Source organism: Parapedobacter soli, assembly GCF_025460835.1.
GTDB lineage: Bacteria > Bacteroidota > Bacteroidia > Sphingobacteriales > Sphingobacteriaceae > Parapedobacter > Parapedobacter soli.
In genome coordinates this window covers 1-12,775 of the sequence record NZ_JAMXAY010000084.1, presented here as the reverse complement: position 1 = coordinate 12,775, position 12,775 = coordinate 1, and the positions used below count along the sequence as shown (strand labels likewise).

General features: G+C 47.0%; 12 protein-coding genes. 6 read left to right on the top strand and 6 right to left on the bottom strand.

Annotation, left to right across the window (positions count from 1 at the left end; genetic code table 11):
- Positions 1-94: 94 nt before the first annotated feature.
- Both NGM62_RS20705 and NGM62_RS20700 read right to left on the bottom strand, forming a co-directional pair.
- On the bottom strand, positions 95-835 hold the full coding sequence (locus NGM62_RS20705; protein ID WP_262250224.1) for a DUF3307 domain-containing protein: 741 nt from the start codon (positions 833-835) through the stop codon (positions 95-97).
- Positions 832-1,446, bottom strand: coding sequence for a SatD family protein (locus NGM62_RS20700; protein WP_262250223.1), 615 nt, complete (start codon positions 1,444-1,446; stop codon positions 832-834). The genes NGM62_RS20705 and NGM62_RS20700 overlap by 4 nt, the downstream gene beginning before the upstream one ends.
- A gap of 228 nt (positions 1,447-1,674) precedes the next feature.
- Between NGM62_RS20700 and alaS the strand changes: the two genes are divergently transcribed.
- The 3 genes from alaS to NGM62_RS20685 all read left to right on the top strand — a co-directional run bounded on the left by alaS (position 1,675) and on the right by NGM62_RS20685 (position 6,199).
- Positions 1,675-4,305, top strand: coding sequence for an alanine--tRNA ligase (alaS, locus tag NGM62_RS20695; RefSeq protein ID WP_262250222.1), 2,631 nt, complete (start codon positions 1,675-1,677; stop codon positions 4,303-4,305).
- Complete coding sequence (locus NGM62_RS20690) at positions 4,305-5,411, top strand: TlpA disulfide reductase family protein (protein WP_262250221.1); 1,107 nt, start codon at positions 4,305-4,307, stop codon at positions 5,409-5,411. The genes alaS and NGM62_RS20690 overlap by 1 nt, the downstream gene beginning before the upstream one ends.
- Before the next feature lie 101 nt (positions 5,412-5,512).
- On the top strand, positions 5,513-6,199 hold the full coding sequence (locus NGM62_RS20685; RefSeq protein ID WP_262250220.1) for a response regulator transcription factor: 687 nt from the start codon (positions 5,513-5,515) through the stop codon (positions 6,197-6,199).
- A 17-nt stretch (positions 6,200-6,216) separates the two neighbouring features.
- Here the strand turns inward: NGM62_RS20685 and hutH are convergent, their stop codons facing one another.
- A complete protein-coding gene (gene hutH / locus NGM62_RS20680) occupies positions 6,217-7,782 on the bottom strand; it encodes a histidine ammonia-lyase (RefSeq protein ID WP_262250219.1) in 1,566 nt (521 codons plus the stop codon).
- A gap of 224 nt (positions 7,783-8,006) precedes the next feature.
- On the opposite strand from hutH, the gene NGM62_RS20675 reads away from it, so the two are divergent.
- From NGM62_RS20675 to fbp, 3 genes are all read left to right on the top strand, one after another.
- Entirely contained in the window at positions 8,007-8,666 is a 660-nt protein-coding gene (locus NGM62_RS20675; protein WP_262250218.1) for a tRNA1(Val) (adenine(37)-N6)-methyltransferase, read from the top strand.
- A 24-nt stretch (positions 8,667-8,690) separates the two neighbouring features.
- Positions 8,691-9,182 (top strand): metallophosphoesterase family protein, encoded by a 492-nt coding sequence (locus NGM62_RS20670; protein WP_262250217.1) that lies wholly within the window; start codon positions 8,691-8,693, stop codon positions 9,180-9,182.
- A gap of 109 nt (positions 9,183-9,291) precedes the next feature.
- Positions 9,292-10,323 (top strand): class 1 fructose-bisphosphatase, encoded by a 1,032-nt coding sequence (gene fbp, locus NGM62_RS20665; RefSeq protein ID WP_262250216.1) that lies wholly within the window; start codon positions 9,292-9,294, stop codon positions 10,321-10,323.
- On the opposite strand, the gene NGM62_RS20660 is transcribed toward fbp, so the two are convergent.
- The 3 genes from NGM62_RS20660 to accD form a co-directional block, all read right to left on the bottom strand.
- Positions 10,320-10,655, bottom strand: coding sequence for a MerR family transcriptional regulator (locus NGM62_RS20660; RefSeq protein WP_262250215.1), 336 nt, complete (start codon positions 10,653-10,655; stop codon positions 10,320-10,322). The genes fbp and NGM62_RS20660 overlap by 4 nt on opposite strands.
- 97 nt (positions 10,656-10,752) lie before the next feature.
- Entirely contained in the window at positions 10,753-11,721 is a 969-nt protein-coding gene (locus tag NGM62_RS20655; protein WP_262250214.1) for a M23 family metallopeptidase, read from the bottom strand.
- Positions 11,722-11,820: 99 nt separating this feature from the next.
- A complete protein-coding gene (gene accD / locus NGM62_RS20650; RefSeq protein ID WP_262250213.1) occupies positions 11,821-12,663 on the bottom strand; it encodes an acetyl-CoA carboxylase, carboxyltransferase subunit beta in 843 nt (280 codons plus the stop codon).
- Positions 12,664-12,775: the final 112 nt, after the last annotated feature.

The following is a 12,775-nucleotide window of genomic DNA, read 5'->3' as shown; positions in this document are numbered from 1 at the left end:
TGCTGGTGGTGGTTTCATCTTGTTAAATTTGTTCGTATTTATTTTGTATAATGTTTTTTGATTTTGTGAGCTTCTCGCAATTAACGAGCCAATTTTAATCGAATTTTTGAGCTAAGCGTAAATAGATAAGCCCAACTAGGATGGCAATCCCGAAACTAAGCAATGTGCCAATCAGGACGTATTCGGTGAGCTTCCGGTCTTTGCTTTGCCTTAGGTCGCCGAAACGGAAAATGGATTTGGCAGCCAAGAGGAAGCCGATGGCTTCCCAATGGTCGGTTATAACAAACAAAAATATAAACAGACGCTCCAATATACCGATGAACCGGCCTGCCTTGATAAGTGATTCTTCATTTTGGAACAAGGCTTCGCCTTGTTTATCCTTGGTTGCCGGCCGCCACTGGGCAATTACTATTTTTATTAACACGGCGGGAACAAAGATGACTATGGCTAGTGCGGTAAGAAAAAGTATGTGGCCAGGGGAGACGATACTTTGCCACGTAATGTCGAAAGGTTCGTATAGGTGCGCAATCAAAGCGAGGATAGCAATATGTAAGGCTTGGTCAGCCAAGAAGTAAGCCAATCTATGGTTGTCATGTTCGGTATGCAGCTTTACCAGATCGATCAGGTAGTGAGACAGGATGATAGCGGTGAAACCTAACCAATAGTTGGTGTTGAAACCCAGAAGGATAGCCAATAAAATGGTGTGGACAAGGATGTGGGTATAGAACCTTTTCGACTTATGCTTGTAACGTCTTTTGTCTGTCACCCAGCTGTCGGGCTGGAAACAGAAATCGCCAAGGATGTGGGCGAGCAATAACATGAGGAAAAGTGTCATCCGTTGTTCTTTTGTTGTATGGATTCCTTGAAATAGGCTTCCAATTTCATGAGTTCGTCGTATCCGGCACGTTGTTGCCGCTCACTGATTCGACCTTGGCTGATTTGTAAGATGTGCGCCAACTCGAGTTGGGTTTTGCTCGGGTTTTCTATCGTAAGGGCTACGATCTCGGCCGAGTTGGGTGTCCAACGGTCTACCGTCAACAAAGCAAGCTCTAAACACATATTGATAACCCTATCCACATCTTCCCAAGGCGAGCTGATTGCCAGTGTATTTTTCTTTAACTGATCAAACAATCGCCCCGATCTCACGAAAGCATCGCCATTCGCTTCACTGATTTTAGGTGCATCATAGCTCTTTGTGCCTATGCCGATAGCCATACGGACATCTAAGCCTGGAATCCGTTTGACGGTCGCCTTGATATGTAGTGCTTTTAGCAACACGTTTTCAGGTTGCGCGATTTCGATCTGGAAGCTGTCGCCACGTGTAACCTCCCAAACTTTTGGGGTGGGGCCCTCCGTTTTGAAAGTAGTTTTTAGTCGGCCTAGCCACTCACCAGGGTCAGCTGCTTTTCTGGAATTGATAATATCACCGGTTATGACGCTTATCATAGCAACGTGTTATGTTATATGCGAAGGTAGTAAATCCAGCATTTAAACACTAATTTTATCTGTTTATTAGCAGATTTTTTGTGTTATCTGCTTGAGAGCAGATTTGATGATTTATCTGTTTTTAAACAGATAAATTGGGTAATAAGCGTTTGCGTGAACTTATTAGCAGATTGCAAATGCAGCCAAATTTGCCTAAGTTTGCGCGGTATATCAAACGCATTTTTTTCAATGACAAGCAGGGAAATCCGCGACGCTTTTTTGGCTTTCTTCAAAGATAAAGGCCACCAAATTGTACCATCAGCCCCCGTGGTAATCAAGAATGACCCCACGTTGATGTTTACCAATGCGGGGATGAACCAATTTAAGGATATCTTTTTGGGTGACGCGCATGCATCCTATCCCCGTGTAGCGGATACACAGCGCTGCCTTCGTGTATCAGGTAAGCACAATGACTTGGAAGAGGTGGGTATCGATACCTACCACCATACCCTGTTTGAGATGCTAGGCAATTGGAGTTTCGGCGACTACTTTAAAAAAGAAGCTATCGCGTGGAGTTGGGAGTTACTCACTGGCGTATACAACTTGGATAGCGACCGGCTGTATGTGACCGTTTTTGAGGGGGACAAGGGAGATGGTTTGCCTAAAGATGAAGAGGCCTATGATTTCTGGAAACAGGTGGTGCCGGAAGATCGTATACTCTTTGGTAATAAAAAGGATAATTTTTGGGAAATGGGCGACACGGGTCCTTGTGGCCCTTCTTCGGAAATCCATGTGGATTGCCGACCGGATAGCGAGCGCCGCAAGGTAGACGGGAAAGCCCTGGTCAATGCGGACCACCCGCAGGTTATCGAGATATGGAATCTGGTATTCATGCAGTTCAACCGGCAGAAAGATGGCTCGCTCAAGCCGCTCCCGGCAAAGCACGTCGACACGGGGATGGGTTTTGAACGACTGGTGCGTGTTATCCAAGGCAAGGTATCTAATTACGATACGGATGTGTTCCAGCCCATCATCGGATGTATTGCTGACCGGGCGGGAATACGCTATGGAAGCAGCGAGAAGACCGATATAGCCATGCGGGTAATGGCCGACCATATCCGTGCTGTGAGCTTTGCCATTGCTGACGGCCAGTTGCCATCCAATAATAAAGCGGGGTATGTAATACGCCGCATCCTTCGCCGTGGTGTGCGTTACGCATATACGTTTCTCCATTTTAAAGAACCTTTCTTGCATGAATTGATTCCATTATTGGCAAAACAGTTCGAAGGTGTTTTTGATGAATTGATTGCACAGCAAGATTTTGTCCAAAAAGTGGTGTTGGAAGAGGAGCAATCGTTCTTACGCACACTGGTGGCCGGTGTGCATCGTTTTGAAAGCTATGCTGCCGAATACCAAACGATAAGTGGCGATTTTGCATTCGAACTCTATGATACGTTTGGTTTCCCGATTGATTTGACCGAACTGTTGGCTAGGGAAAAAGGACTGTCTGTAGATATGTTTGGGTTCAATCGTGCTTTAGACGAACAGAAGAACCGATCGCGCGCCGCAACGGCCATCGATGCGGATGATTGGGTTGTATTGAGGAGCGAAGAGGCTATTGATTTTGTGGGTTATGATCGCCTTTACTGCGAAACTGAGATTGTGAAGTACCGGAAAATCACGGCAAAGGGCAAAGATCGGTACCAATTGGTATTAGGGATAACGCCTTTTTATGCTGAAGGTGGTGGGCAGGTAGGCGATACCGGATTTTTAATTGCTGCCGGTAATCACCAGACTATCGCGGTGGTGGATACTAAACGTGAAAACGGACTGATAGTGCATTATACCGAAGAACTGCCCAGCGACTTACAAGGTCTTTTTATCGCTAAAGTTGATGTGGAAAAACGGCGAGATACAGAAGCCAACCACTCAGCCACCCATTTGTTGCATGCGGCACTCAAGCAGGTGTTGGGGAACCATGTGAACCAGAAGGGGTCGCTGGTCAACGCCGATTACTTGCGCTTTGATTTTTCGCATTTCGCTAAAATGAGCGAAGAAGAGTTGGTACAGGTTGAACGAATAGTGAATACGAAAATCCGTGAAAATATTTCGCTGAAAGAAGAGCGGGATGTACCATTCCAGCAGGCAATAGACGCAGGGGTAACGGCGCTGTTTGGTGAGAAGTATGGTGATAATGTGCGTGTTATTACTTTTGATAGGGAGTTTTCTAGGGAGCTATGTGGCGGCACCCATGTGCGTGCAACTGGCCAGATCGGTTTTTTTAAGATTACCTCCGAAGGCGCTGTTGCTGCCGGTGTACGACGCATTGAAGCCATTACAGGGAGCGAGGCGGAACGATTTGTTTATGAACAATCCAATACGCTCAACAAGCTCCGAGGGATACTGAATAATCCAAAAGATTTTGTGGTGGCACTCGACAGATTGCTCGAAGAGAACAATTCCTTAAAGAAGGAAGTGGAGCAAGCCTTGGTCGAGAAAGCACACCAACTGAAGGGGGAATTATTGGCCAAGTCGGAGGATATCAACGGAGTGAAAGCTATCATCGCGCGTGTGGACCTACCGTCTGAGGCGGTAAAGACATTGTCATACGCATTGAAAGGCTCTGTAGATAACCTTTTCTTGGTGTTGGGTGCCGAGGTCGGTGGAAAGCCGGGACTTACGGTGGTTGTTTCGGAAAAATTGGTTAAGGAGCGTGGCTGGAACGCAGCAACGATTGTACAGGAACTGGCTAAAGAAATAAGTGGCGGCGGCGGTGGCCAACCTTTTTATGCCACTGCCGGAGGTAAGGATGCAAGTGGTTTGGATAGGGCACTGGCAAAAGCGAAGGCCTTTTTGCAAACCGAAACGACAGCAAGCTGATGTGGAAAAAAAATAGAATAGCGGAGCTGCTTGGATGGGTGGCACTTATGTTTTCGTCGTGTACGGGTAACGATGTGTTTGTCCTTGACGGACAGATAACCTCTGCCGAATCCATACAGACCGTGGCGCTATACGAAGGGGAGCGTAAGTTGGATTCGGTTTTTATCGATGAGCACGGTAGGTTTAAGTTTGAGCGGGCGGCATCGCACCCGCGGTTGCTGACAGTGGAGGCGGGCCGTAGCAAATACCACCTCATTCTGGAAAATGGCGACCGGGTTATGTTTCGTGCCGACCTTTCACAACCTATGGACTCTTATGAGGTGAGCGGATCGCCGCTTTCCAATAAGATCAAACTTTTTGCGAGTACATTTGCAAAAAGAGAGCGGTCGAAACAGGAACTGGAAGAGTCATTTGCAACCCAAGCAAAAGGGTTAAATGATACGGCGTTGATTGCCCTGAGGCAACATTTTCTGCAGCGATATCGACAGCAGATGGCCGATTATACCGATGCGGTAGTTCGGTTCGCTGCAGAACACGATGACCTCGCCGGATTCTACGCAATGACGACATTGGACAGGGAGCTCGCTGAATCCGAGCTGATTGCCTATGCTGACCGTATCGGCAGCAGGTGGGACGACAACGCAAGTGTACGGCAATTCTTGGAGGAAATTGCCCGGTTGAAGCTACTGGCCGTCGGACAGCCGGCACCTGACTTCGAATCGCTTACACCCAATAATAAACCGGTCAAGCTTTCTGATTTCAGGGGGAAATACACATTGATAGATTTCTGGGCATCTTGGTGTGTGCCTTGCCGCGAAGAAAACCCCAATATAGTGGCCCAGTATCACCTGTATAAAGACAAAGGATTTACGGTCTTCGGCGTATCGTTAGACGGTAATCCGGGCTCATGGTTGCGAGCTATCAAAGAGGATGGTTTGGAATGGACGCAAGTTTCCGATTTACAGCAGTGGGGAAGTGAAGTGGTGGGACTGTATCGTATCCAAGCAATCCCTACATCGTATTTGATAGACCCCAACGGTATTATCATCGCAAAGAATCTACGGGGGGCCGATTTAGCAGCATTTTTGGCGAAGACTTTCAATTAATACGTTTTTTACGTTAATAAATGGTGTGGTTTAATGATTTGTTAATATTGATTTAACGATTTATTACCTTTATGTACATATTTTAGCAGAAAAATAACACCATGAGTTCGATGAAACAAAAGATATTGGTAGTGGATGATGAGCCGGATATCGTAGAACTGATAGCCTACAACCTGAAGCGCGAGGGTTACCAGGTATATACAGCAGCTAATGGTCAGGAAGCGGTTACTACCGCTAAGAAGGTGATGCCCGACCTCATCATTCTGGATGTGATGATGCCGAAAATGGACGGTATCGAAGCATGCAGGATTATGCGTGCCATGCCCGAGTTCAAAAGTACATTCATGGTTTTCCTTACGGCCCGTAGTGAGGAGTATTCGGAAATTGCTGGCTTCAATGTAGGAGCCGATGACTATATCGCAAAACCCATCAAACCCCGTGCGTTGCTCAGTCGTATCAATGCCATACTCCGCCGCAATATGCAAAGCGAGGAGCCGGCCGAAGAGAAGTTGGAGGTCAAAGACCTTGTGATCGATCGTGAAGCATTTCTAGTATTTCGAAACGGGGAGAAAATTGTGCTCGCAAAGAAAGAATTTGAGTTGTTGTATCTGCTAGCGTCTAAACCTGGAAAAGTTTACACACGTGAGTCGATTCTCAAAAATATCTGGGAAGACTCTGTTGTGGTGACGAACCGTACCATCGATGTGCATATACGCAAACTGCGCGAGAAAATCGGTGAGAACTATGTAGCCACAGTCAAAGGGGTGGGATATAAGTTCGAAGCCTGACGGCGGTTGTTTCCCAATCAACGGATGTTGAACATATCGTATACTTTTTGGTGGAGTTGATTGCCGCTTTCCTCCGCGGCCCGGTTTGCTTCCTGTACAAACTTTCCTTTGCTAATGAGCTGGTGGAGGACGTTGATATCATCTGCCAAAATGCGGTCTCGTTTGCTAAAAGTAACGTACTCCCTGACCAGTGTGTGGCATGACTCCAATATTTCTGACGACCGTAGCGGTCTTCTGAAATCCATAGCCTGTGCAGCATATAATAGTTCAATCGCGAGGATATATTCGAGGTTATCAATTACCTTATTCAATTTACGGCCACCGATAGCACCCATAGACACATGGTCTTCCTGCCCCAGTGAGGTAGGGATACTGTCGGCACTTGCGGGGAAACATAGTGTCTTGTTTTCCGACGCCAAAGCTGCCGCGGTATATTGCGGTATCATGAACCCCGAGTTCAACCCTGCGTCTTGGATAAGCAGCTTGGGAAGGCCATAACGGCCTTCGATGATCAGGTAACACCTGCGGTCAGCAATATTTCCTAATTCGGCGGCGCCCACGGTGGCATAGTCGAGGGCGATGGCTAGCGGTTGGCCGTGGAAATTGCCGCCACTGATCGTGTCATGGGCTCCCAATATGATTGGGTTGTCGGTTACCGAGTTGAGTTCGATCTCTGTAAGTTCTTTGAGGTGGAGCCATGCCGTGCGCGAGGCACCATGCACCTGTGGCATACATCGCAACGAATAAGGGTCTTGCACGCGCCCGCATTCGGGGTGTGAGTTGGCAATTTCCGACTTGTGAAGCAATTGCCACAAACGGTGGGCGACCAGCTGGTTCCCTGGGAAAGGCCGTATTTGATGAAGGCGTGCATCGAAAGGCTTGTAGGACCCCATCAGCCCCTCAAGAGACATGGCGCCGATTAAATCTGCGGCTTCCAGCGCGTTGTGCATACGGTGCAAACCGTGGATAGCATGGGCAGTGATGAATTGTGTGCCATTTATGAGGGCCAGGCCTTCTTTGGGCGCAAGCTGTAACGGTGGCATACCCCGTATTTGCAGTACGTCTCTCGCAGGCCTGATATCCCCATTGTAATACACATGGCCGAGACCGATAAGTGGCAAAAAGAGATGAGAGAGCGGTGCGAGGTCGCCAGAGGCGCCTACTGAACCTTGCTTGGGGACAATCGGGATGATATCTTGCTCGATCATCCAGATGATGCGCTCCAAGGTACGGAGTTGTATGCCCGAATACCCCTGGGCTAAGGCCTGTGTCTTGATGACCATCATGGTCTTCGCAATTGACTTGGGAATAGGAGCTCCCACGCCAACAGCGTGGCTTTGCAAGAGATTGTGTTGTAAGTTGGCTGTATCTTCAGACGTAATAATGGTATCGCAAAGGGGGCCAAACCCGGTATTGATGCCATATGCCACTTCGTTATGGGCAACGATATCCTTTACAAACGATGCTGATCGGTCGATTTTTTGCCGTTCTCTTGAAGTAAGCGAACCTTGGATCCGGCCATGGGTCAGTGCCATAGCTGTGCCTATTGTGAGTTTATCGGTGCCGTACCTAAAATTTTTCATTTAATTGAATGATTGACTATTAATCATAAGCCAAGTTTGGCCTTTTTGTTTTATGGCTCTGAAACCAACTCGGCTTCGTAATACGGGATAGCACGCAAGGTAGTAAAATTAACTGTTCCTTTAATGCAGCTGATGGGCTCATAATAAAAATATTCCTTTAATTTTGGTAGCTTATGTCAGTATTTCATTTTAAGCAATTCGCAGTCGATCAATCGGGATGTGCCATGAGGATAAATACGGATGGTGTGTTGCTGGGCGCTATGGCATCCGCACACTCCCCTAAACGAATTCTGGATGTCGGCACGGGAACCGGTGTAATTCCGTTGATGCTCGCACAGCGTTTTCCCAATGTTAGGATAGATGCGATAGAGATAGATGCATTGGCAGCCGATACAGCGCGTCGTAATTTTGAGGGGTCGCCTTTTGCAGGTAGGCTTAAAAGCTGGACAGTGTCATTGGCTGATTTCGAACCGGATTCGCAGTATGATTTGATTGTGTCGAATCCTCCATTTTTTTTACGTTCCCTTCAGAATAGCGATATCCGGAAACGGATAGCCCGGCATGCCGAAATAGGCTTTTTCGATCAGTTACTGGTAGGGTCGAAGCGGTGGCTGACACCTACCGGGAGCTTGCAGGTGATCTTGCCGACTTCTTCGGTCGGGCTTTTTGGCCAGAAGGCACGTGGGGATTATGGACTGACTGAAAAAGAGATAATAGCTATCCGGTCCTTCCCGGACCATCCACCGATCAGGCACATATTGCGTGTCGGAGTGTCTCCGGTTTCACCAAGGGTTGATGTCAGGGCATTCCATATTTACGAGCGACGTGGTGTGTACAGTCAGATGTACCGCAGCTTGCTTCAGGCATTTTTTCTAGCGTTTTAAGAATGTTTATCTTCACTGACGCTTATGACACGGATTGGGTTGCTCTCAGACACACATGGATATTTAGACGATGCTATCTTGACGCATTTCGATAAATGCGACGAAATATGGCATGCGGGTGATTTTGGGAATATCGCTGTAGCCGATACACTTGCTGCATTCAAACCACTGAGGGGGGTGTATGGTAATATAGATGGGCATGAAATTCGTACTGTTTATCCAGAGCATTTGCGGTTTAGCTGCGAGGAGGTTGATGTATGGATAACACATATCGGAGGCTATCCCGGCCGATACAGTCCGCAGGTGAAGCCCGTCATCCAGAAAGATCCACCCCGGCTTTTTATCTGTGGTCATTCCCATATCCTCAAGGTGATATATGACCAAAAGTTACAATGCCTGCATCTTAACCCCGGAGCGGCTGGAAAACATGGCTGGCATAAGGTTCGAACACTTTTACGTTTTAGCATTGACGAGAACCGTATTGAGAATTTAGAGGTTATAGAATTGTTGTCGTAATCGATAAATAATTACACTAAGTTTCATTTTTTTATTGCTATATATGGTTATTTAGCTATTTTTGTGCCGTTTTGAAATTGAACGATATACACTAACTGAATCCCATATTATGACAAAAACGACTACGCTGGGTCAATTTATTATCGAGAAACAGTCGGACTTCCCGTATGCAAAAGGCGAATTGTCTCGACTGCTTCGTGATATTGGCATTGCCGCAAAGATTGTCAATCGTGAGGTTAACAAAGCCGGACTTGTTGATATCCTTGGCGATAACGGGACTACCAACGTGCAGGGGGAGGGGCAGAAGAAACTTGATGTGTATGCCGATGAGCAATTCATAACCGCGTTACGGAGCGGTGGCGAGTGCTGTGTAGTGGCGTCGGAGGAACATGATGAATGTATATTCATCAACTCCAAGATATCACAGTATGCAAAATACATCGTTTGTATAGACCCTTTGGACGGCTCGTCTAATATTGATGTGAATGTATCTGTGGGTACCATTTTTTCTATCTACCGGCGAATCGCCGACCACGGGCAGGTGCAGCCGTACGAAATTCTGCAGAAAGGTATCCATCAGGTAGCTGCCGGTTATGTAGTATACGGATCATCCACCATGCTGGTTTACACCACCGGAAAAGGGGTGAATGGATTTACTTTGGATCCTTCTATCGGGGAGTTCTGCTTATCCCACCCGAATATGCAAATCCCTCGTGACGGTACAATTTATTCCATCAATGAAGGTAACTACATCAAATTTCCACAGGGCGTGAAAGATTATATTAAGTATTGCCAAGTAGAAGATGACGCAGGGACTAGGCCGTACACATCGCGTTATATCGGCTCTATGGTTGCCGATATTCACCGTAACCTGATCAAAGGAGGTATATTCCTCTATCCGACCACATCTTCCCATCCAAAAGGCAAATTGCGGTTGATGTACGAATGTAATCCATTAGCATTCATTGTCGAGCAGGCAGGTGGCAGGGCAACGGATGGCTATCGTAGGATATTGGATATCCAGCCTAAACACTTACACCAGCGGACCCCGGTATTCATTGGTAGCACCGCGATGGTGGAAAAAGTGGAAGAGTTTGTGCGCCTATCAGAGACGGAAGAATCCTTTGCCGGAAATTATTAGAGGCTGTCCCGTACTTCAAGTAAGAATGTTTTGAGGCGCTGGAGCGAATCGATGACCCGCTGATTTTCGCGTGCTTCATTCTTGTTATTTCGTAAGTAGTCACGCGCACCTTGCAATGTATACCCTTTGTCTTTCACCAGATTGAAAATGATCTTAAGGTTAGCGATGTCGTCTGGAGTGAAAAGACGGTTCCCTTTCCGGTTCTTTTTGGGTTGGATGATGTCGAACTCACGCTCATAAAACCGGATTTGGGAGGCGTTTACACCAAACATGGTGGTCACTTCTCCCATCGTGTAATAGAGTTTGTTTATTTCACGCTCTTTATATGGCATAAATTTGCTTGTCTGCTATCACAAACTTAGGCAAAGTTGTGTTGATATGCAAGCTGCTTTTGGATTATTGTTTAGCCTGGCTAACCGCTGATGGCTTTTAATCGAACGACTGGTTTTCTTGCGAGGCGGCTTCTAAGACCGCAGCATATTCCAACGGTGTGAGGTCGTTATAGATAAAGTTAATCGGATTCACAGGCTTGCCATTTTTGTGTACCTCGTAGTGGAGATGTGGTCCTGTCGACGTGCCCGTATTTCCTACGTATCCAATAAGGTCGCCCCGTTTCACGCGTTGTCCAGCCCGTACTGTAAAGCTACTCATGTGGCCGTAGAGCGTCTTGTAGCTGTAGCCGTGGTCAATAATCACCCTACGGCCATAGCCACTATCCGGGCCGGCAACCTCTACCTTGCCGTTGCCTGTTGCGTATATGGGTGTGCCGGTGGGCGCGGTGAAGTCAATACCAGTATGCATCTTCCGGATTTTGTATACTGGATGGATGCGTATGCCAAATCCTGAAATACCTGCACGTGCTTTTCGGGAATCGACAGGCTGTATGGCAGGGATGCTTGCCATCATTTCCGCTTTCGATTTGGCCATCTCGGTCAGCTCATCGTACGATTTCGACTGGACATACAGCGCTTTGGATATATAATCAAGCTTTTTGGCCGTTTCGACCATCAGATTGGAGTTGCTGAAATGCTCAAGGTTTTTATACCTGTTTACACCACCGAAACCGGCTTTACGTACATCCGGAGATATTGGGTCGGCTTCGAAAATAACACGGTATATATTATCGTCGCGGTGTTGCATATTTTCCAATGCAGCGTCAATCTGTTTCATTCGCTCCTGCATGATGTTGTATTGAAGCGCCATCTGATCGATCTCCCGCTGGAGTTGTTTTTCCTTTGGCGAGTCAATGAACGTGAAGCCGATGTAAAGGAGTAACATGGCACAGGCAAATGAGCTGGTTAGGAATCCAACAGCCCGCAACGCCCAGGTCCGGGTGCTTGTCTTTATTTTTTCATACTTGAGCGTATGGGAATTGTAATGGTACTTCGCTTTTGCCATTTACACTGCTGTCAATGGATTTTACTTTTGGGTACAACGAATTTCAGGCAAAGGTAATCAAATTATGTATTGTTGAGATGTAAAGTAATGTTAAAAAATTCACTTGATCATGTTCAAGAACAGTGCGATTTTTTGCTTCAACTCACGTCTGTCAACGATGAAGTCGAGAAAACCGTGTTCAAGGAGGAATTCGGACGTCTGGAAACCTTTTGGTAGGTCCTTTTTTATGGTTTCCTTGATTACGCGCGGCCCTGCAAAACCGATTAGCGCCCCTGGTTCTGCGATATTGATATCGCCCAACATAGCATAAGAGGCTGTCACCCCTCCGGTGGTAGGGTCGGTCAACAAGCAGATGTAGGGCAGTTTGGCTTGGTTGAGCAGTGCGAGTTTCGCTGACGTTTTCGCCATTTGCATCAATGAAAATGCTGCCTCCATCATACGTGCACCACCCGATTTGGAGACTAGCATAAATGGGAGCTTGTTTTGTAGGCAATAATCGATGGAACGGGCAATTTTTTCGCCTACTACTGAGCCCATGGAACCGCCGATAAAAGTGAAGTCCATACAAGCCAACACGAAATCCCGCCCTTCAATCTTACCGTGCGCACACCGGATAGCGTCGTTTAATCCTGTTTTGGCATAGCTATCGTCAAGCCTCTCGGTGTATTTTTTGGTGTCTTCGAATTGTAACGGGTCGCCCGACCGGAGGTGGGGGAAGAGCTCAACGAATTCGTTGTCGTCAAATAGGATGGAAAAGTAAGCAGCAGACCCTATGCGTAAATGGTAACCACAGTAGTGGCATACGTATTTATTTTCAATCTGCTCGATGTTCAGTAGCGGTTTCTTGCACGATGGACATTTGTTCCAAAGCCCGTCGGGTGCTTCCTTTTTGTGTTCGGTAGCCGTATTAATCCCGGCCTTTTCACGTCTAAACCAACTCATGCAACTAATATTATGGGATGCAAACTTAGATAAACTTGTGTGGATATGCAAGTGTTGCCGAGGGTAATCAGGGATTTCGCTTTTAAGAATTTTGGGGATTGGATTTGCAGGG